An 18899-nucleotide genomic window follows, 5' to 3' on the forward strand; every position below is an offset into this window, starting at 1 on the left:
AAGGGGCGCCACGGACGCCCCGTACGCGCCCGTGTGCACGGCGTGTCGGTCAGCGGCTCCGGATCCAGATGGTCTTCTCCCTGGTCCACTGTTCGAAGGCGTTCGTGGACTTCTCCGCGCCGCCGAAGCCGGACTCCTTCCAGCCGCCGAAGGGGGTCGTGATGTCGCCTTCGCTGTAGGAGTTGACCGAGACGACCCCGGCCTGGATGCCGCGTGCCAGGCGGAGGGCGGCGTCGAGGTCGCGGGTCCACACGGAGGCCGCGAGCCCGTACGCGGTGGCGTTGGCCAGGGCGATCGCCTCGGTCTCCGAGGTGAAGGTCTGCAGCGTCACGACCGGCCCGAACAGCTCTTTGGTGAGGACGTCGCTGCCTTCGGGGGCGTGGGTGACGACGGTCGGCGGGTAGTAGGCGCCGTGCGGCGGCAGGCCGTCGGGCAGACCCGCGGTGTGGATGTGGGCTCCGTCGGCGCGGGCGGCCTCCACGGCTCCCGCGACCCGGTCGAAGGCGCCGCGGTTGACGAGGGGTCCCATGTGCGTCCGAGGGTCGGCCGGGTCGCCGATGACCAGATCCCTCGCGGCGACCGTGAACCGGGCCAGGACGTCGTCGGCGATGCTCCGGTGGACCAGGATGCGGGAGCCCGCCGTGCAGTTCTGGCCCATCGTCAGGAACGCGGCCTCGATCATGCCGTCGATGAGATCGTCCCCGTAGACGAGGGCGTCGGCCATCAGCACCTGAGGGCTCTTGCCGCCCATCTCCAGCGAGACGCGCTTGAAGTTGGTATCGGCCGCGTCCTTGAGGATCCGCCGCCCGGTGCCGGTGGACCCGGTGAACGACAGCGCTCCCACGAGGGGGCTGCGGGCCAGGGCGGTCCCGGCGACCGGGCCGTATCCGGGCAGCACCGTGAGGACGCCGTCCGGGAGGCCGGCCTCGGCGGCCAGCCCGGCCAGGTGGAGAGCCGAACGCGGTGTCGCCTCGGCGGGTTTCACCAGCAGGCAGTTTCCCGCGGACAGCGCGGGCCCGACCTTCCATGCGGTCATGGCCAGCGGGTAGTTCCACGGCAGGATCGCCGCGACCACCCCGATGGGCTCCCGGATCGTCAGGCCCAGGCTGTCGGACCCGGTGGGGGCCACGCGGCCGAAGACCTTGTCGGCCGCCTCCGCGAACCAGCGGATCGACTCGATCGCGCCGGGTACGTCGCCCGCCCGGCACTCGGAGATCGGCTTCCCCGCGTCCTCGCTGTCCAGCCGGGCCAGCAGCTCGGCGTCGCGTTCCATCAGAGCGGCCAGCCGCAGCAGCACCGCGCTGCGCTCACGGACCGGCAACCGCGACCAGACTCCCGAGTCGAAGACCTGTTGGGCCTGCTCCGCGGCCTTGGCCACGTCCTCCGCCGTCGCGGCGGGGAGCGTGGTGTTCAGCTCTCCCGTCGTGGGGTTGAGAACGCGCAGTACGGACCGGCTCTCCACTGTGGTCATGCCTCCTCCACCAGTTCCCATCGGTCGTCGACCCGGCACGCAAGACCCCTGCGGCGCAGGTCCTCCAGATAGCGGGCCATGCCGCGGTCGCCTCTCCCGCGGAAGAGCGGGAGGACCTTGGGCAGCAGGTTCGGCGCGAGCATCGCCAACCGGACGAGCCACGACTCACCCGTCCGGGCGTACGCCTCCAGGCGGGGCCTGTCCAAGAGGCCGACCACGGCCGCCACGACGTCGGCGGGCCGCTGCGGCCGGTCCTGGAACTGCATGGAGTTTCCGCCGTCCACGGCCTCCTGGCGCAGCATCCGGGTGTCGGTGGCCGACGGGAGCACCGATCCGGCGAGGATGCCCTTGCTCCTCAGGTCGAGCCCGATGGCGAGCATCGCCCCGCGCAGTCCGAACTTCGACGCCGTGTAGATGGGGGTCTCGCCCAGCGGGAAGATCCCGCCGAGGGAGACGGTGGTGACCACCCGGGCGTCCCGGGACGCCCGGAGCAGGGGGATCGCGATCCTGGTCGCGATCAGCGGGGAGGTCAGGTTGAGCGTGATCTCCCGCTCGATGCTCTCGACGCTGCGGACGTCGAAGCGCTCGGTGCTCGTCATGCCCACGTTGTTGACGAGGACGTCGAGCCGGCCGTACGTGTCGGCGACCAGGTCGAAGAGTCCCTCCACCTGGGAGCGGTCCAGGACGTCGCAGCCGATGCCCAAGTGCCCGGTGCCGGGCAGTTCGTCGGCGGTCTTCTCTGCGCGGGCCGCGTCGATGTCGACGACCACACAGCGGGCACCGCCGGAGGCGAAGCGGCGGCACATGGCGCTGCCGATACCGCCCGCGCCGCCGGTCACCAGCATGACCTTGTGGGTGAAGTCGAAGCCGCTCACGACACCGTCTCCGCCCGTCGTGGGGACCTCACCGGAGGCGGCTGGCCCTCGGTGCGCCAGCCCATCCTGGCCGCGACCCTGGCGAGGTGCTTCACGATGGTCGCGCTGTCGACGTAGCCGGTGTGGCGGGGCGAGGCGACGAACTTCAGGCCCCCGGTCAGGTCCGGCCGGTCGCTGCGGATCATGTGCGCGAAGCGCTCCGCGTTGGGCAGCCCGTGCCGCGTGTCGTGGATGTACCCGGCGATCAACTGCGCCTGGGTGTCGAACAGTTGGTACGCGCCGGAGTTGGTCTCGATGAAGCCGACGCCGAACAGCCCCTGGTGCTCGCGGGAGAACGACGACAGGTACAGGTCGGGGTGCTGTTCGTCGCCGAAGTACTTCTGCGCGACCGGCACTTTGTGGACGTAGCCGGTGGCCATCAGGACGAGGTCGAAATCGTCGCTCGTGCCGTCGGTGAAGTACACGGTGCTGCCCTCGGCGCGGGCGATCCCCGGTCTGGCGGTGATGTCCCCGTGCTGGAGGTGGTGGATCAGCATCGAGTTGACCGCGGGGTGCGTCTCGAACAGCCTGTGGTCCGGCTTCTGCAGGCCCAGACGCCTCGGATCGCCGTTGACGATCCGCAGGAGGGCGCCGAAGACCCGCTGCTCCAGCCACATCGGCAGCTTCGGCCCGCCGGCCGCGATGGTGTCCACCGGTCGCCCGAACAGATGCTTGGGGATGAACCAGTAACCGCGCCGCATGCTGATCACCGCGTGGTCCGCGCTGCGCGCCGCGTCACAGGCGATGTCACAGCCGGAGTTGCCCGCGCCCACGACCAGCACCCGCTTCCCGCGCAGTTCCTCCGCGCTGCGGAAGCCGACCGTGTGGCGGACCTCGCCGGTGAAGTTCCCGGGCAGTTCGGGGAGATTGGGGTGCCACTGTGCGCCCGTGCACACCACGACCTGGCCGTGCACGCTCTGCCGTCCGTCGGCCCGGGTGACGGTCCAGGTCCCGTCCGCGTTCTTCTCGACGCCCTCGACGCCGACGCCGAACTCGATCCGGTCCGTCAGCCCGTAGGCGTCGGCGAACGAGCGCAGGTACGACAGGATCTGGCGGTGCGGGGGATAGTCCGCGAAGTGGTCGGGCATCGGCCAGCCGCCGTATCCCGAGAGCGTCCTGCTGGAGATGAAGTGGGCCGACTCGTACATCGGGCTGCCGGGATTGTCGATGTCCCAGATACCGCCGGGCCCGGTGTGCCGCTCCAGATGCGTGTAGGGCAGGTTCCTCTCGGCCAGGGCCCTCGCGACCGCCAGCCCGGCAGGTCCCGCCCCGATGACACAGGTGTCGTACTGGGTCTTCTCCACGAACCCGCCTCCTTTCTCCTCGCACTTCGCCGGTGTTGCCGGAAACCTATGCACCGGGCGCTCGGCGCGAACTGGTCCGCGCGGCCAGGGAGGGGACCTCAGCGGCCATACGTCTGCCTCCTTGGGTCCGGCCCCTTCACCGGACGGCGCTGGGCCCGGCGGAAGGCGCGTTCCGAGCCTTGTCGCCCTCGCGGCCCGGACCTAGACTCGACATCGAACTGAAGTTGGTTCAGTTATCTGGATCCGACGGCTCACGGACGGGAGTGAACGGCATGGTGGGTTCTCTCGACGGCAAGACCGCCCTCGTCACCGGGGCGGGCCGGGGCATCGGGCGGGCGATCGCCGTGGAGTTCGCCCGGCAGGGGGCCTCGGCCGTCGCCGTCGCCGACCGGAACGGCGAAACCGCCGCCGAGACGGCCGAGTTGGTGCGCGCGGCGGGGGCGAAGGCGGAGTCGATCGTCTGTGATCTGCGGGTGCGCGACGACATCGAGGCGATGGTGACGCGGTCGGCGGAGCGGTTCGACGGGCTCGACGTGCTGGTCAACAACGCCGGGGTGATCGAGACCACGTTCACGTCCGACCCCGGCCGGAGCGTCGAGACGCTCGCCGAGGAGGTGTGGGACGCGGTCTACGAGGTCAACCTCAAGGCCGTGTGGCTCACCACCAAGTACGCGGCGCCCTTCCTGCGCGCTTCCCGGCGTGGTCCGGCCATCGTGAACACCGCCTCCGTATCCGGTCTCACCGGCTTCCCCAATGCCCCCGCCTACGGGGTGACGAAGGCGGGTGTCATCCATCTGACGAAGGTCACCGCCGTCGATCTCGCCCCCGTGCGCTGCAACTGCTTCTGCCCCGGCGTCATCGACACACCGCTCGCGCAGGACTTCTTCGCGGCGGCCGAGGACCGTGAGGCGATGGAACGGGAGCTGACCGCACCGCAGTTGGTGGACCGGCTCGGACGGCCGGAGGAGGTGGCCCGCCTCGCCTGCTTCCTGGCGTCCGACGACGCGGCGTTCATCACGGGCTCCTCGTATGTGATCGACGGCGGCGCGCTGGCCTGGCGCGGCGTCAAGGACTGAGCACGTGGGAGACACGATGGACCCGAGACTGGCCGGGAAGGTGGCGCTGGTGACCGGCGCGACCGGAGGAATCGGCGAAGCGGTCGTACGTCGGCTCACGGCCGAGGGCGCGGCCGTGGTCGTGACCGATGTCGACGCCGACCGCTGCGCGAAACTCGCCGAGGAGGTCGGGGGCGGTGCCCTGGGCCTGGCCCTGGACGTCACCGACGAGTCGGCCTGGGAGGCGGTCGTCACCCGCGCGACCGCCGAGCTGGGCGGTCTGTCCGTGCTGGTCAACAACGCCGGCATCGCCGCGATGGGCACCGTCGAGACGGAGACGCAGGAGACCTGGGACCAGGTCATCGGCGTGACGCAGACCGGCGTCTGGCTCGGTATGAAGCACGGCGGCCCGTCCATCGAGCGCTCCGGCGGCGGCTCGATCGTCAACGTCGCGTCGATCTTCGGCACGGTCGGCGGCTTCGGTGCCCAGTTCTCGTATCACGCGGCCAAAGGGGCCGTACGCCTGATGACGAAGAACGCCGCGCTGCACTGGGCGAAGCGCGGTGTACGGGTCAACTCCCTGCATCCCGGCTTCATCGAGACACCCCGCTCCCGCGAACTGTGGCGCGGCACCCCGCGGTTGACCGCCATGCTCGACGGCACCCCGCTCGGCCGCCTCGGCACACCCGAGGAGGTCGCGGCGACCGTCGCGTTCCTCGCCTCAGACGACGCGAGCTTCATGACCGGCTCGGAGCTGTACGTCGACGGGGGCTGGACAGCGCGATGAGTGAGGCTGAGACCCGACCGGGCGGTCCCGTCATACGGGGTACGGGCCGTGCGACCCGCCCCGCCGCAGTGGGCGCGGTGGGTCGCACGGTCGTGCTCAGCACTGCGGGATCTGGGACTTCCAGGTGCCCGGGCCGCCCGTGTCCAGGTACCAGTCGTTGACGTAACCGTCACCGATTCCGTTGTCCACCCGCATCCAGTAGCGGTAGCCGTGGCCGCGAGCAGCCCGGCCCCGGCGGGCAGGACGGTGGCCGCCCCCGCGACGGCCGCCGAGCCGGTTCAGGACCTGAGTGGCCGTGACGTCAGCATCGGTTCCTCCGTTCGATGGTCATGGTCGACGACCTTGGCATCCAACGGAGATGGGCACATCCTGTGATGTCTCAGGGTGCTGGTGCGGCCGCGTCGGCGAGAGGCCCGCTAGGCAGGGGCGGGGACGACCGCGTACAGGTCGACGCCCTCCTCCTGCGTGCGACGCGCACGTCCTTCGGCCACCAGGACGTCCAGATGTGCCGCGGTCTCGTTGACGGCGAGCATCTGGTTGAACGGGCTGAGGCCGGCGAAGGCCAACTGGCGCCGGGTCCAGCCCAACTCCCCCGCGACGGCGTGCGCGTTGAGCCTGCGATCGCCGAGAACCGTGAGCGCCTCGGTGAGCCGGTCGTCGTGGTGGGCAAGCAGTTCGCCGACGCGTGCGTGGACGCTGTCGCCGACCGGGCCGTGCGCGGGCAGCAGCCGAGCGTCGGAGAGCGTGGTCATCAGCCGCAGCGAAGCGAGGTAGTCACCCAACGGCAATGTGCCGCCACCGAGTTCGAAGCCGATGGACGGGGTGATGTGCGGCAGGACATGGTCACCGGAGAACATCAGGCCTCGGGCCCGGTCGAGGTAGACGACATGGCCGCGGGTGTGGCCGGGCGTCGGAATCACCGTCAACTTGCCCTCTCCGAAGCGGAGTTCCTCGCCCTCCAGCCAGCGGTCCGGCGCCTCCCACACGCTCGGGTCGAAACCGCCGTGGTCCATCGCGGCGATGCGCTCGGCGAGTTCATGGGCACCGGCCCGGCGCAGCGTCCGAAGCGAGCCGACCGGCTGGTCCGTGCGCAGTTCCCCGAGCAGTTCCAGGCCGCGGCGCTCACCGGATCCCAGGTAGACCCGGGCACCGAGCAGTCTGCGCAGTTCGACGGCCTGGGTGTAGTGGTCGCGGTGGATGTGGGTGACCAGGACGTGACTGATCGCGCCGAGGTCGTGGCCGAGCCCGCCCAGCGCGTCCTCAAGTGCCTTGCGCGACTGGGGGATCGACCATCCCCCGTCGATCAGGACCACCCCCTCCGTCAGCCCTTCGAGGGCGTAGACGTTGACGGCCCGCAGCCCGTCGTCCGGCAGCGGGAGCGGGATGCGGTGGACGCCGGGACGTACGGTCTCGGCGCCTGCCTCCGCCCACCCGCCGCGGTCGAAGCGGGTGACACGGGTCGTGGGGGTGGTCATGCATCTCCTTGACGAGGCTGTTCCTGCTCCGACTCCGACTCCGGTTCCGGCGTCGGCGTCGGCGTCGGCGTCGGTTCCGACTCTGCGGAGAGTCGTGCGTGCAGTTCACGTGCGAGTTCGCGGGCTCCCGACCGGTCGAGCTTGCCGACGGTGGTCTGTGGCAACTCGCCCACGGTGAAGGCGAATTCGGGCCACTTGGCCTTGGACAGGCCGGTTCTGGCGAGGTGTGCGGTGATCTCGTCGAGGCCGAGTGCGTCGTCGCTGTCCTCGGGCACGACGAGGACGGCGGCGCGTTCGCCGAGCAGCGGATCCGGTACGGGTGCCACGCAGACGCGGGCCACCGACGGGTGCCCGGCGACGGCGCGCTCGATCTCGGTGATGTCGAGGTTGCGGCCGCCGCGGATGATGACGTCCTTCTCGCGGCCCATGACGGTGACCGTGCCGTCGTCGCCGGTCATGAGCAGGTCCCCGGTGGGGAAGAAGCCGTCCGGGGTGAGGACGGGCGGTTCGACCTTGCCGTCGCGGGCGTAGCCGAGGAAGAGGGAGGGGCCGCGGACCTCGGCCCGGCCCGTCCGGCCGGGGCCCAGGACCGTTCCGTCCGGAGCGACCGCACGCAGTTCGGTGCCGGGGAAGGGCCGGCCGTCGCGGTCCAGGCGGAGCTCCTCGGTGTCCTCGGGCCGCGGCGAGGTGTGCCCGAGGCACTCGGACATGCCGAACACCCGCAGGATCCTCGTACCGAGGGAGCGTTCGGCGCGGGCGAGCGCGCCGCGGTCCATGGGGCCGCCGCCGACGGTGATCGACCGAACGCGTTCGAGGACACGCGATCCGGCCGCCGCCGAGCCCATCTGGAGGGCCATCGTCGGCACGCACATGGTCCACCGGACGTCGTGGGCCGCCATCCGCGCCGGTGCCTCCTCGCGGTCCCATCGTCCGCTCAGGACGAGCGGTCCGCCGAGCATGAGCGCCATGCTGACGCCGAAGCAGTACGCGGCTGTGGAGGAGAGGGGAACTACGGCGGCCACGGCGTCACCGTCGCGCAGCCCGTTGATGTCGGCGGTGCTGGAGCAGGCGTACCGCAGTGCGCTCTCGGACTGGACGACACCCTTGGGCCGTCCGGTCGAGCCGGAGGTGAGGCCGATGAGGGCGCCGCCGGACCAGCGGGAGACATCGCGCGGACCGCGGCCTGCGAGGACCGTCCAGCCGTCCAGTGCCTCGGCCTGCCGCGCCCCCGGCAGGCCCTCCCTGCCGTGCCACTCCTGGAGGGGGGCCGGTTCGGCGATCACGACGTCGGGGCGGATGTCCTCCAGGGCGGCGGCGAACTCCGCCCGGGTCGTATGCCGGTTGACCAGGGCCAGGACGCCGCCGGTCATCCCCACGGCGAGGGTTGCCGCCACGGTGCGCCAGGTGTTGTCGGCCTGGAGGAGGACCGTGCCCCCGGGTGTTCCGTCAGGTGTCATGGTGTCGGCCAGGTCGGCCGCGCGCGCCAGGAGTTCGCGCGCGGTGTGCGGCCCGGTGTCGTCGACGACGGCCGTGAAGTCGGCCTCCTCGGCCCGCTCCTGGAAAGCTCGTACTGTCTGTCGCATCCGCTTCCTCGCCTCGTCGCGCGAAAGGTGGTGATGTCCGTTCCCGCCGGCCGGTCCGCCCGCCGCCCCACTCGACGCGCTCGGCCGCTCGGCCCGCTCGGCCCGCTCAGCCCGCTCAGCCCGCTCAGCCCGCTCAGCCCGCTCAGCCCGCTCAGCCCGCTCAGCCCGCTCAGCCCGCTCAGCCCGCGAGCATGTCCTTCTCGCCGCCCATGACCGCGATCCGGCGGCCCTTCATGTCGCCGACCTGGGCGACGGCCGCCGCCCATTCGGGGCTGTCGAGGGCCTTGCGCAGGTCCTCCGCGGTGTCGAAGCCCAGGACGGAGACGCCGTCCCAGCTCTCGGAGCGCGGTTCGAGGGCCGTGTCGATCTCGGTGTGCCGCCAGGACCTGAGTCCGGGCAGGGTGCGGGTCAGTTCGGCGTGGTCGCCGCGCCACCAGTCGATGAACCGCTCATGGGTCCAGTCGGACGGCCGGGCGGCCATCAGCACGAGGTTGTACATCGTCGCTCCTCACACTTCTCGAGTTTGTAGGGCTTCTCGGGCTTGTCGGAACTCCTCAGGTGAACAGCACGGAGGGCGAGCGCCCGATGAGCAGCCGCCGCACCCGGCCCGTGTCGGTCAGGCGCGCGGAGGCCACGAAGGTCGCCTCCGGTTCGCCGTGACGCCGCACCTCGCCAAGGAACAGCTCGTCCCGGCCGACGGTGCTCGCGGAGAGCAGGTGGTGGGTGCGGACGCCCACCTCGCGCTGAGCGAGGTAGCCCTCCATCTCGGCCCGGCCGCCGTGGAAGTCGGTCGCGCCGTCCCCGCCGGTGGAGAACAGGATGGAGAAGGAGAAGTCGTCGCTGATCAGGTCGAGGATCCGGTCGGCGTCCTCGCTGTCCAGGATCCCGAACCAGGTCGTCAGGAAGGAGGCGCCGGGCTTCGAGGCGGCGGACTGGGAAGCAGCGGACTGCGAGGCGCGGGACTGTGTGGTCATGGCCGGTCCACCAGGTCGAAGTCGGTGGTGAAGAAGGACTGGTAGCGCGCCATCAGCCCGGCGGGCGAGATCTGCGCGGCGGAGAGGAAGGCGCCCGCCGTCACACCCTTCTCGACCACGAAGCCGTACACAGTCTCGACGTCGCCGTCGACCGCGTACCGCACGATCTCGTGGGTACGGTCCACCGCGGCGCGCCCTGCGATGTAGCCGGCGAAGTCGTCGCGGGACTCTCCGGTCCGCTGTCCGCCGGGAAGTGCGATGAGGAAGCGGAAGTCCGGCTCCAGGAGCTCCAGGGCCTTGTCGGGGTCCTGGCCGTCCATGGCGGCCATGTACGCGCGAAGCACCATGCTGATCGTTCTCCTCAGCGTTCCTGTCAGCGTTCCTGTGCTCTAAAACAACCTGAGTTCACTTCAGTTTGAATGTAAGGCGGGTCGCCCGCCTCCGGCAAGAGGCGGGACGTGGTCGGCAGCCGGGACTACTACTCGGCGACCATGCGCACCACGCATCCTTCGATCATGTCGCTGATCTCCGGGAGCGGGATGGCTCCGCTCGGGCGGTACCAGCGCCAGACGCTCACGATCATTCCGAGGACGGCCAGCCCGAGGGTGTGCGCGTCCCGGACCGGGAAGGCACCCTTGGACATGCCGCGCATCAGCAGGTTCGTCCAGTCCCGCTCGACCATCTGCACCAGCTGGCGGGCCGCGACGCGCTCGGTCTCCTCGCGCTTGGACTTCCGCGGGGTGGCGAGCAGGGACATGTTGGCCTGCAGGATGCGCATCTGGCGGATCTCCTGCTCGGTGACCGCGAAAGCGGTGCGGACCCCCGCGCGCAGCTCCTCGACCGGCTCCGACTTCCCGGCCGTGGCCTCGACGAACATGTCGTGTGAGCGCTGCAGTTCCAGGCGCATGATGGTCAGCAGGCAGTGGGCCTTGGACTCGAAGTAGTGGTACAGGGCGGTCTGCCCGATGCCCACCCGGTCGGCGACTTCGGACCACTTCGTGTTCTCGTAGCCGTCCTCCCCGAACCGCTCCACGGCCGCCACGAGAATCGCGGCCCGCTTGGACCTGGGCCCCTCGTCCGGATCCACGATCCGCGCGCTCACCATCGTCTCTCCCTCTTCTCGCCACGAGCGGCACCGATCACCGCTCGGGTGTCCGAGAGTAGACCCAAGTTCAAGTCGGTTACGAATGGAAGGCCGGTTACGAAGGAAAGAGGAACGACCGGCCCACCCCCGGTGCTCACGGGACCGGGGCGTGCGTGAAGTCGGGCCGGCGCTTGGCGAGGAACGCGGCCACGCCTTCCCGCCCCTCGGCGGAGACCGCGGCGGCGGCCAGTTGGCGGGCCTCCGCGTCGAGGTGTTCGCCGAACCCAGCCGACAGCGCCCCGGCGACCAGCCGCCGCGTCGCCCCGTACGCCCCCGTGGCCCCGCGTGCCAGCGCGCCCGCGGCCTCGGCGGCCTCCTCGTGGAGCAGCTCCGGCGCGACGACTCTGCTCACAAGGCCCATCTCCAGGGCCTCCGCGGCCGGGACCCGGCGGTTGGTCAGCAGCAGGTCCGTCGCCCGTCTCACTCCGACGAGGCGGGGCAGCGACCAGCTGACCCCGGCGTCCGGTGAGTACCCGATGCCGGTGTACGCGGCCGTGAAGCCGGCGTCCGAGGCCGCGAAGCACAGGTCGGCCGCCGCGGCGAGCCCAAGGCCGGCGCCCGCCGCACTCCCCTGCACGGCCGTCACCAGTGGCGCGTCCAGCTCGGCGAAGATCCGCAGCGCTCCGTGCAGCGCGTCGGTGACCTCTGTGAGGTGCACGACCAGCCGCTCATCGGCGAGGGTCGCAAACTCCTTGAGGTCGCCTCCGACGCAGAAGGACCGCCCCTGCCCGGTGAGCAGCACCGCTCGTACTCCCGCCCGCTCGCACTCCCGCGCTGCATCCAGCAGCGCCCCGGCCATCGCCAGGTCGATCGCGTTGCCGTCCCCGCGGCACATCTCGACACGCGCCACGCCGTCACCGTCGACCTCGGCCGTCGCCCTCATCGCGCCGTCCATCCGCCGTCCACGGTGAGTACCTGGCCGGTGCAGTACGAGGACGCGTCCGAGGCCAGATAGAGCAACGCCCCGTCCAGTTCGCCCTGTTCACCGCCCCGGCCGAGCATCGTGCCGCGCTCGACCCACCGCCGGGACCGCTCGTCCGCGAACAGCTCGTAGGTCATCTCGGTACGGAACCAGCCGGGGGCAAGGGCGTTGACGCGAATCCCCGACTGCCCCCACTGGCCGGCCAGTTCGCGGGTCAGCCCGACGAGTCCGGCCTTCGAGGCGGCGTAGGCGGCACCGCCCATCGGCGCACCGGAGACCAGCCCGAGGACGGACGAGACGTTCACGATGGATCGCGTACGACCGGAGGGCGGCGCCTCCGCCAGCAGCCGGGCGAGGTGGAAGGCGGCCACGAGGTTCACGGCCAGTACGTCCGCGAAGTCGTCGGCGCTCTCGTCCTGGGCCCGTACCGCTCCGGGCGCCCCCGCGTTGTTGACGAGGATGTCGAAGCGTCCGGCGGCCGCGAGTACGGTCTCGGCCAGTCGCACGCGGTCCACCTCCCGGGAGACGTCGCAGACGACGGGGTGGATGCGCGGATCGTCGTCGGCCAGTTCCTTCAGCCGGTCGGGTCTGCGGGCCGCGGCGAACACCGTGGCGCCGGCGGCGGCCAGGACGGTCGCGAACCGTGCCCCGAGCCCTGAGGAGGCCCCGGTGACGACAGCAGTCCGGCCGTGCAGCGAGAACAGGTCCGCGTCCCGGTTGGTCGGTGAGGCCGTCGTCATGCGTCCACTCCGATCGGCAGCACGGTCGCCCCACCGTCCAGGACGAGTGTCTGGCCGGTCATCCACGCGGACGCCTCGGAGGCGAGGAACACCGCGGCGTTCGCCACGTCCTCCACGGTTCCCAGCCTGCGCAGTGGCAGCTTCGCGGTGAGGATCGGCTCCCTCGGCTCCCAGACGGCCCTCGCCAGCTCGGTCTTGATCAGACCGGGCGCGATCGCGTTCACCCGCGCCCGCGGCCCGAGTTCGTACGCGAGCTGCCGCGTCATGTGCAGCATCGCCGCCTTCGTGGCGTTGTACCAGCCGATGTGCGGATCGACGATCAGCCCGCCGACGGAGGCGATGTTGACCACCGCTCCCCCGTGCTCCGCCATCCACGCCCGCCAGGCGCACCGGGTCCAGGCGATCATGCCGTACTGGTTGACCCGTACGGTCTTCTCCGCGCGCGGCAGGTCGAGGTCGAGCAGATCGCCCATGTACGGGTTGGTGGCCGCGTTGTTGACCAGGATGTCGAGGCGGCCGAACCGCGCCATGGTCTCCTCGGCACAGCGCTCGGCGTCGTCCGGTTCCCCGGCGTTGGCGACCACCTCGTGCACCTCGCCGTCGCCCTTGACCCGGAGCAACTCCTCGCGTGCGACGGCGAGTCCGTCCGGTTTGCGGGCGGCGATCACCACATGGGCTCCCGCCTCCCGGTACGCCTTGGCGATGCCCAGGCCGATGCCCCGGGAACCGCCGGTGATCACGGCGACACGGCCGTTCAGTGCGTGTCCGCTCATGCCGACTCCTCGCGGTACTTGGTCAGTTCACGGCGCGCCACGGTCCGCAGATGCACCTCGTCGGGCCCGTCGGCGATCTTCAGCGCCCGGGTGATGGCGAACAGCCGTGCCAGTACGGTGTCGTCGCTGACCCCTGCGGCCCCGTGCGCCTGGACCGCCCGGTCGACCACCCGGTGGGCGACCTCCAGCGCGGCCACCTTGATGGCGGCGACCTCGGTACGGGCGGCCGCGTTGCCCGACGTGTCCATGAGCCAGGCGGACTTGAGGACCAGCAGCCGCAGTTGCTCGATCTCGATCCGGCTGCGGGCGATCCACTCCCGGACGACACCCTGTTCTGCGAGGGCGCCGCCGAAGGCAGTACGGGTCAGGGTCCGGCGGCACATCAACTCCAGGGCTCGCTCGGCGAATCCGACGGCGCGCATGGCGTAGTGCATGCGTCCGGGCCCCAACCGGCCCTGGGCGAGGGCGAATCCCTCCCCCTCACCGCCCAACAGGCCCGACACGGGCACCCGCACGTCCTCGAAGAGGACATCGCCGTGGCCGCAGCGGTCGGTGTAGCCGAACATCGGCAGATCACGCAGGACGGTGATGCCGGGGGTGTCGCGCGGGATCAGCAGCATGCTCTGCTGCTGGTACGTGGGCGCGTCCGGGTCGGTCACGCCCATGAGGATGATCAGCCGGCAGTCCGGATCGAGGATCCCGGAGGTGTACCACTTGTGGCCGTTGACGACGTACTCGTCGCCGTCGCGGGTGATCCGGGTGCGGATGTTGCGTGCGTCGGAGCTGGCGACCTCCGGCTCGGTCATCGCGAAGCACGACCGGATCTCAGCCGCGAGCAACGGCCGCAGCCAGCGGTCCTGTTGCTCCGGTGTGCCGAACAGGGCGAGCAGTTCCATGTTGCCGGTGTCCGGGGCCGAGCAGTTGAACACCTCGGGGCCGATGACCGACCGTCCGGCCAGTTCGGCGAGCGGCGCGTATTCGAGGTTCGTCAGGCCGGCACCCCAGTCGCCGTGTGCGAGGAAGAGGTTCCACAACCCCTCGGCTCGTGCCTTTTCCTTCAACTCGCGCATGACCGGTGGCAGTTCGTGGGGATTGCCCGCCTGTGCCAGCTGCCGGTCGTACACGGGCTCGGCGGGAAGGACGTACTCGTCCATGAACGCGGCCATGCGCGAGCGGAGTTCGTCGGTCCTCGGGGAGAGTCCGAAATCCATGGTGGTACTCCTTCAAGACCATTGCGCGAGGATGTCGAGCGCCGTGCGGATCATCGCCGCGATGGTCGGCGGCAGCCGCTCCTGGTCGGGGTCGTGGTGCTTGCCCTCGCGGTGTCTGCGCAGGTTGTGGCCCATGATCGCGGCCATCTTGGTGCGGGCCAGGGCACGGAACCAGGAGAGGTCGGGGAGTTCGGTGCGGCCGTCCGCATAGGCGGCGATCAGCTCCTCCTCGGTGGGCAGGCCCGGGACCGGTCGGCCCAGCTGAGGGAAGTTCCGGTGGTCGGCGAAGAGAAGGAACCAGCCGAGGTCGATGCGAGGGTCCCCGAGGCTCCAGATCTCCCAGTCGACGACGGCCGCGGGTCGCTCGCCCCGGCACAGGACGTTGCCGAGCCGGAAGTCGCCGTGGGTCAGGGTGGGTGGCATGCCGTCCGGGACCATGGAGGCGAGGCGGCTCAGCAACTCCTCCGAACGCGGCCGGAGGTTCTCCGGCACGGCCCGCATGGTGCGTGCCCATCGCTCCAACTCGCCTGCCGGATCGAGGCGTTCCGAGGTGACCTCGGTCTTCGTGCCGTGCAGATCCCTCAGCACCCCGGCCAGAGCCAGCATTCGTGTCCGGCACAGCCCCGGGTCGAGTCGGTGCTCGTCCAGGACCGGCTCGACCGCCTCGCCGTCCACGAACCCCATGGCGAACCAGGCCGGTTCCCGCTCGTCGACGGCGACCACCTCGGGCACGGGGACCGGCGATCCGGTGAGGGCGCGCAGCACCTGGGCCTGGCGGAGTACGTCGTTGCGACCGACAGGCTTCTGCCCCGGCGGCACCGCCTTCACGACGTACGAGTCCGATCCCGCCGCTATCGAGTAGGTGAGCCCCGAGTGGCCACCGGGCAGGGTGCGCAACTCCCCGAAGGGCACGCCCGGATGCCGGGCGGCGAGCCGCTCGCGCACCCGTCCGGCGAGTGCCGTCACTTCGGTCGCGGTACTCAACTCACCGTCCCTTTCGGCTCCTTGGCCAGTCCCAGCACCCGCTCCGCCAGGATCGTGCGCTGGATCTCGTCACTGCCGCCGGCGATGCGGTATCCGGGGGCACCGAGCAGATGCTCGGTCCAGGCGAACGTGCCCCACTCCCCCGTGTCTGCGGCCAGCCGCGGTCCGAGCAGCTGCTGTACGAGGTCGGTGGTGGCCCGCATGGTCGCGGTGGCGTGGAGCTTGCCGACGGAGGCCTCCGCGCCCGGTTCACGGCCGGCGGCCACGGCTGCCGTGACTCGGAGTCCGATGAGCCGCTGAACGAGGGTGCGGACGAACAGGTCGGCCGCCTGCTGCCGTTCACCGCCGGTGAGCGGGCGGGGCAGTCGGCGGGCGAGCTGGAGGGCACGGTCCGCGTTGTCCAGTCCGAGGCCTCCGGAGTCCAGCCGCTCGGCCGCGAGCACGGTGAGCGTCACCCGCCAGCCCTGCCCGACCGGGCCGAGCCGGTCGGCGTCCGGTACGAACACGCCGTCGAGATAGACCTCGTTGAAGCTGGAGCCGCCGGTCATCTGCCGGATGGGCCGCACGGTCACGCCGGGCGCGTCCATCCGGACCAGGAAGACCGTGATGCCCGCGTGCTTGGGCACGTCCGGGTCGGTGCGGCAGACGGCGACGCCCCAGGTGGCCACGCGGGCGCCGGACGTCCATACCTTGTGGCCGCGCAGCAGCCAGCCGTCGCCTTCACGCACCGCTCGTGTGCGGACGGCGGCGAGGTCGGAACCGGCCTCCGTCTCGGAGAAGAGCTGGCAGGCGAGTTCGTCCGTGCGGAGCATGGGGCGCAGCCAACGAGCCTTCTGTTCGTCGGTGCCCCAGATGCGGATCGCGGGGGCGACGAGCTGCTGGGTGACCGGGAAGACCTCGGTGCGCCGGGGCACATCGAAGGCGGCCTCCTCGGTCCGGTACAACTGCTCGTAGTACGAGGGCAGTTCGCGGCCTCCGTATTCCGGCGGCCAGTCGAGCGCGCCCCAGCCCCGGTCGTACCGGGCGCGCTCCCAGTCCCGTATCCGCTCGGTGTGCGCGCGCTCCTCGGTCTCGGTCCAGTTCTCGAAGACGGCCACCGAGTCGTCGCCGCTGCCCCAGTCCTGGCGTGCGTCACGTGTCTCCGCCGTGCCGGCCAGCCAGCGCCGGGCCTCGGCACGGAACTCCTCGGGTTCGGGGATCTCGCTCATGGTCCTCCCTTCGGCGAATCAGGTCCCGGGATCACCGGGTCAGCACGGTGCAGGCGCTGACGCCCGGTGCCCCGTAGACATGTGTGAAGCCGGTCGACGGTTCGCCCGGCACCTGCCGATCACCCGCCCTGCCGCGCAACTGCTGGACGATCTCGTGGACTTGGCGGAGCCCGGAGGCGCCGATGGGCTCGCCGTTGGCGATACAGCCGCCGTCGGTGTTGACCGGTAGCGCCCCGCGGATCGCGGTGGCGCCGGAGGGGATCAGCCGCTCCTGTTCGCCGTGTTCGCAGAACCCGCACTCGGCCATGTGCATCACCTCGGCACCGCTCTCGGTGTCCTGGAGCTGGCACACATCGATGTCGCCCGGGCCCAACCCGGCCTCCTCGAAGGCCAGTCGGGCGGCGTCGGCGCTCACGCTGGTCGGCGTCCCGGGCGGTGCCCAGGGGCTGAACACCTCGAAGGAGCCGAACCGCCGGGTCCGTACGACCGCCGCCCGCAGTGCGACCGGAGTGCCGTCCAGTTCGTCGGCGACCGCGCGGTTGCACAGGATCAGGGCGACCGCGCCCTGTCCGGGCGAGCAGAACATGTACCGGGTCAGCGGGTCGTTGACCATGCCGGATGCCAGGATCTCGTCCGCGTCGACCGGTTTGCGGCGCCAGGCGTGGGGGTTGCGGGCCCCGTTCGCGTACGCCTTCTCGGCGACCAGTGCGAGAGTGCGGGCGCTGATGCCGTGGTCGTGCATATACCGCTGGATCTTCATGGCGAAGAACTGGGTGGTGACCATGAGCCCGTCGCGCCCGTAGGCCTCGTCGAGCCCCCAGTCGGCGGGCCGCGGGTCGAAGGCACCGCGTGGGTGTTTGTCGAAGCCGACGGCGAGGGCGACGTCCGCGGCGCCGGAGCGGATCGCGCCCACGGCCGACACCAGGGCGCTGCCGCCGGTGGCGCAGCCATTGCGGACGTTGATGAACGGCACACCGGTCAGGCCGAGTTCGGCGACGAGCGTGTCGGCGTTGCCCGCCGCGTCGCTGCCGCCGTAGGCCGCCCGCACCCGGGACCAGGGCAGTCCGGCGTCGGCCAGTGCGGATCGGACGGCCCGCACGGCGAGCTGTCTGCCGTCGTCCTCCGTACGGGCGAAGGAGGTGATTCCGGCGCCGCAGACCAGCACCTCTTCGGCGCTCATACGGTGGCTCCCACGGCCCTCGGCACGCCGTCCCCCGCCGCGAGGCGCAGCGGCATGCCGATCCTCGCGTCCTCGGGCCGGATGTCGAGCACGGCCAACACCCGGACGCCCTCCGGCAGTTCGACATAGCCCACAGCGAACGGCTGGAACCCGGCGGCGGGGACGGCGTACGGCGGCGACTTGGGCGCGTACCGCTGTACGGTCCACGTCCACAGCGTGCCCGTACCGGAGAGAACGACCTCCTCGGCCGGCCCCCCGCAGCGCGGGCACGCCGGGTCGGCGGGGTAGACGGCCACCGCGCAGCCGGCGCACCGGGAGCCGCGGAGCCGGCTCCCGGGGTCCGCCGTGGTGCTCAGCGTCCCTTCCACTGCGGTTCCCGCTTCTCCAGGAAGGCCGCCACACCCTCCGCCGCGTCCTCGGAGTTGAGCATCACGCCGACCGCGAGGTGCTCCATGACCATCAGCGACTGGATGTCGGCGTCGAGGCTGCGGTCGATGGTCATCTTGGTGATCCACATGGTGAACGGGCTCTTGTCGACCAGCTGGTCGGAGAACTCCTCGACCGTCGCGTCCAGCTTGTCGGCAGGCGCCGAGGAGTTGATGAGCCCGAACTCCACGGCCTCGACCCCGGTGAGCAGCTTGCCGGTGAGCATGAGCTCCTTGGTCTTGCGGACGCCGATCATGCGCGGCACCCGGTAGATGGGCCCGGCCCCGCCGAACAGCGCGCGGCGGATGTGGAAGTCGCCGATCAGGGCGTCGTCCGCGGCTATCGCGAAGTCGCAGGAGATCATCAACTCGAAGCCGCCCGCGGTGACATGGCCTTCGAGGACGGCGATCGACGGCGTCTTCATCGAGTAGAGCCGGTCGCAGACCTTCGCCGACAGCACGGCGACGTCGATGGCGGTGGAGCTGCCGATGAAGTCGGCCTTGAGGCTGTCCAGGTCGAACCCGGAGCAGAAGGTGTTGCCCCGCCCGCGCAGCACCAGCACGCGCAGCTCGGGGTCGGCGTCGACCTCGGTGATGATCTCGTCGAGCCGGTTGAGGATCGGCACGGTCACGCAGTTCTTCTTGTGCGGCCGGTTGAGCCAGACCCGCGCGACGTGACCGTCCCGCTCGAACTGGATCTCGTCTTCCTGGATCTCGTCTTCGACTGCCATGAGCTCCTCCAAACTGAA

Annotated in this window: 20 protein-coding genes; 2 read left to right on the forward strand and 18 right to left on the reverse strand. The window is 70.9% G+C overall.

Going from position 1 to position 18899, the window contains the following annotated elements; all coding sequences use genetic code 11:
• Window positions 1–49: 49 nt before the first annotated feature.
• Genes ACZ5VQ_RS03440 through ACZ5VQ_RS03450 form a run of 3 tightly spaced genes read right to left on the reverse strand, consistent with a single transcriptional unit; the run spans window position 50 to window position 3689 of the window.
• Window positions 50–1492 (reverse strand): aldehyde dehydrogenase family protein, encoded by a 1443-nt coding sequence (locus ACZ5VQ_RS03440; protein ID WP_469103451.1) that lies wholly within the window; start codon window positions 1490–1492, stop codon window positions 50–52.
• On the reverse strand, window positions 1468–2346 hold the full coding sequence (locus tag ACZ5VQ_RS03445; RefSeq protein WP_469103452.1) for an SDR family NAD(P)-dependent oxidoreductase: 879 nt from the start codon (window positions 2344–2346) through the stop codon (window positions 1468–1470). The genes ACZ5VQ_RS03440 and ACZ5VQ_RS03445 overlap by 25 nt, the downstream gene beginning before the upstream one ends.
• Entirely contained in the window at window positions 2343–3689 is a 1347-nt protein-coding gene (locus ACZ5VQ_RS03450; protein WP_469103453.1) for a flavin-containing monooxygenase, read from the reverse strand. Before ACZ5VQ_RS03450 ends, ACZ5VQ_RS03445 begins: the two co-directional genes overlap by 4 nt.
• Window positions 3690–3961: 272 nt before the next feature.
• Between ACZ5VQ_RS03450 and ACZ5VQ_RS03455 the strand changes: the two genes are divergently transcribed.
• On the forward strand, window positions 3962–4765 hold the full coding sequence (locus ACZ5VQ_RS03455; protein ID WP_469103454.1) for an SDR family NAD(P)-dependent oxidoreductase: 804 nt from the start codon (window positions 3962–3964) through the stop codon (window positions 4763–4765).
• Between the two features lie 16 nt (window positions 4766–4781).
• Window positions 4782–5531, forward strand: coding sequence for an SDR family NAD(P)-dependent oxidoreductase (locus ACZ5VQ_RS03460; RefSeq protein WP_469103573.1), 750 nt, complete (start codon window positions 4782–4784; stop codon window positions 5529–5531).
• A gap of 416 nt (window positions 5532–5947) precedes the next feature.
• Here ACZ5VQ_RS03460 and ACZ5VQ_RS03465 read toward each other — a convergent pair whose 3' ends face one another.
• The 15 genes from ACZ5VQ_RS03465 to ACZ5VQ_RS03535 all read right to left on the reverse strand — a co-directional run bounded on the left by ACZ5VQ_RS03465 (window position 5948) and on the right by ACZ5VQ_RS03535 (window position 18881).
• A complete protein-coding gene (locus tag ACZ5VQ_RS03465; protein WP_469103455.1) occupies window positions 5948–7006 on the reverse strand; it encodes an MBL fold metallo-hydrolase in 1059 nt (352 codons plus the stop codon).
• A complete protein-coding gene (locus ACZ5VQ_RS03470) occupies window positions 7003–8589 on the reverse strand; it encodes a class I adenylate-forming enzyme family protein (RefSeq protein WP_469103456.1) in 1587 nt (528 codons plus the stop codon). Before ACZ5VQ_RS03470 ends, ACZ5VQ_RS03465 begins: the two co-directional genes overlap by 4 nt.
• Before the next feature lie 178 nt (window positions 8590–8767).
• Complete coding sequence (locus ACZ5VQ_RS03475) at window positions 8768–9088, reverse strand: EthD family reductase (protein ID WP_469103457.1); 321 nt, start codon at window positions 9086–9088, stop codon at window positions 8768–8770.
• Between the two features lie 55 nt (window positions 9089–9143).
• Complete coding sequence (locus tag ACZ5VQ_RS03480; RefSeq protein WP_469103458.1) at window positions 9144–9563, reverse strand: hypothetical protein; 420 nt, start codon at window positions 9561–9563, stop codon at window positions 9144–9146.
• Window positions 9560–9910, reverse strand: coding sequence for a nuclear transport factor 2 family protein (locus tag ACZ5VQ_RS03485; RefSeq protein ID WP_469103459.1), 351 nt, complete (start codon window positions 9908–9910; stop codon window positions 9560–9562). The genes ACZ5VQ_RS03480 and ACZ5VQ_RS03485 overlap by 4 nt, the downstream gene beginning before the upstream one ends.
• Window positions 9911–10041: 131 nt before the next feature.
• Complete coding sequence (locus ACZ5VQ_RS03490; protein ID WP_143641214.1) at window positions 10042–10668, reverse strand: TetR/AcrR family transcriptional regulator; 627 nt, start codon at window positions 10666–10668, stop codon at window positions 10042–10044.
• A gap of 133 nt (window positions 10669–10801) precedes the next feature.
• Window positions 10802–11590, reverse strand: coding sequence for an enoyl-CoA hydratase-related protein (locus ACZ5VQ_RS03495; RefSeq protein ID WP_469103460.1), 789 nt, complete (start codon window positions 11588–11590; stop codon window positions 10802–10804).
• The gene (locus tag ACZ5VQ_RS03500; RefSeq protein WP_469103461.1) at window positions 11587–12369 is read right to left on the reverse strand and encodes an SDR family NAD(P)-dependent oxidoreductase; all 783 of its coding nucleotides are present in this window, start codon (window positions 12367–12369) and stop codon (window positions 11587–11589) included. Before ACZ5VQ_RS03500 ends, ACZ5VQ_RS03495 begins: the two co-directional genes overlap by 4 nt.
• Complete coding sequence (locus ACZ5VQ_RS03505) at window positions 12366–13142, reverse strand: SDR family oxidoreductase (RefSeq protein ID WP_469103462.1); 777 nt, start codon at window positions 13140–13142, stop codon at window positions 12366–12368. Before ACZ5VQ_RS03505 ends, ACZ5VQ_RS03500 begins: the two co-directional genes overlap by 4 nt.
• Entirely contained in the window at window positions 13139–14353 is a 1215-nt protein-coding gene (locus tag ACZ5VQ_RS03510; protein ID WP_469103463.1) for an acyl-CoA dehydrogenase family protein, read from the reverse strand. The genes ACZ5VQ_RS03505 and ACZ5VQ_RS03510 overlap by 4 nt, the downstream gene beginning before the upstream one ends.
• Window positions 14354–14365: 12 nt before the next feature.
• Complete coding sequence (locus ACZ5VQ_RS03515; protein ID WP_469103464.1) at window positions 14366–15337, reverse strand: phosphotransferase family protein; 972 nt, start codon at window positions 15335–15337, stop codon at window positions 14366–14368.
• Entirely contained in the window at window positions 15334–16545 is a 1212-nt protein-coding gene (locus ACZ5VQ_RS03520; protein WP_469103465.1) for an acyl-CoA dehydrogenase family protein, read from the reverse strand. Before ACZ5VQ_RS03520 ends, ACZ5VQ_RS03515 begins: the two co-directional genes overlap by 4 nt.
• Window positions 16546–16576: 31 nt before the next feature.
• Entirely contained in the window at window positions 16577–17725 is a 1149-nt protein-coding gene (locus ACZ5VQ_RS03525) for a thiolase family protein (protein ID WP_469103466.1), read from the reverse strand.
• Entirely contained in the window at window positions 17722–18093 is a 372-nt protein-coding gene (locus tag ACZ5VQ_RS03530) for a Zn-ribbon domain-containing OB-fold protein (RefSeq protein ID WP_469103467.1), read from the reverse strand. Before ACZ5VQ_RS03530 ends, ACZ5VQ_RS03525 begins: the two co-directional genes overlap by 4 nt.
• Window positions 18078–18881, reverse strand: a complete 804-nt coding sequence (locus ACZ5VQ_RS03535; RefSeq protein ID WP_469103468.1) for an enoyl-CoA hydratase/isomerase family protein — start codon at window positions 18879–18881, stop codon at window positions 18078–18080. The genes ACZ5VQ_RS03530 and ACZ5VQ_RS03535 overlap by 16 nt, the downstream gene beginning before the upstream one ends.
• Between the last annotated feature and the right edge of the window lie 18 nt (window positions 18882–18899).

This window comes from Streptomyces sp. NPDC033178 (assembly GCF_055577685.1).

Coding starts and splice junctions, on each gene's coding strand:
- ACZ5VQ_RS03500 (WP_469103461.1), bottom strand. CDS start 12,369: ATGACGACGGCCTCACCGACCAACCGGGACGCGGACCTGTTCTCGCTG.
- ACZ5VQ_RS03505 (WP_469103462.1), bottom strand. CDS start 13,142: ATGAGCGGACACGCACTGAACGGCCGTGTCGCCGTGATCACCGGCGGT.
- ACZ5VQ_RS03485 (WP_469103459.1), bottom strand. CDS start 9,910: ATGGTGCTTCGCGCGTACATGGCCGCCATGGACGGCCAGGACCCCGAC.
- ACZ5VQ_RS03475 (WP_469103457.1), bottom strand. CDS start 9,088: ATGTACAACCTCGTGCTGATGGCCGCCCGGCCGTCCGACTGGACCCAT.
- ACZ5VQ_RS03495 (WP_469103460.1), bottom strand. CDS start 11,590: ATGAGGGCGACGGCCGAGGTCGACGGTGACGGCGTGGCGCGTGTCGAG.
- ACZ5VQ_RS03460 (WP_469103573.1), top strand. CDS start 4,782: ATGGACCCGAGACTGGCCGGGAAGGTGGCGCTGGTGACCGGCGCGACC.
- ACZ5VQ_RS03510 (WP_469103463.1), bottom strand. CDS start 14,353: ATGGATTTCGGACTCTCCCCGAGGACCGACGAACTCCGCTCGCGCATG.
- ACZ5VQ_RS03525 (WP_469103466.1), bottom strand. CDS start 17,725: ATGAGCGCCGAAGAGGTGCTGGTCTGCGGCGCCGGAATCACCTCCTTC.
- ACZ5VQ_RS03520 (WP_469103465.1), bottom strand. CDS start 16,545: ATGAGCGAGATCCCCGAACCCGAGGAGTTCCGTGCCGAGGCCCGGCGC.
- ACZ5VQ_RS03535 (WP_469103468.1), bottom strand. CDS start 18,881: ATGGCAGTCGAAGACGAGATCCAGGAAGACGAGATCCAGTTCGAGCGG.
- ACZ5VQ_RS03490 (WP_143641214.1), bottom strand. CDS start 10,668: ATGGTGAGCGCGCGGATCGTGGATCCGGACGAGGGGCCCAGGTCCAAG.
- ACZ5VQ_RS03440 (WP_469103451.1), bottom strand. CDS start 1,492: ATGGGAACTGGTGGAGGAGGCATGACCACAGTGGAGAGCCGGTCCGTA.
- ACZ5VQ_RS03480 (WP_469103458.1), bottom strand. CDS start 9,563: ATGACCACACAGTCCCGCGCCTCGCAGTCCGCTGCTTCCCAGTCCGCC.
- ACZ5VQ_RS03465 (WP_469103455.1), bottom strand. CDS start 7,006: ATGACCACCCCCACGACCCGTGTCACCCGCTTCGACCGCGGCGGGTGG.
- ACZ5VQ_RS03455 (WP_469103454.1), top strand. CDS start 3,962: ATGGTGGGTTCTCTCGACGGCAAGACCGCCCTCGTCACCGGGGCGGGC.
- ACZ5VQ_RS03470 (WP_469103456.1), bottom strand. CDS start 8,589: ATGCGACAGACAGTACGAGCTTTCCAGGAGCGGGCCGAGGAGGCCGAC.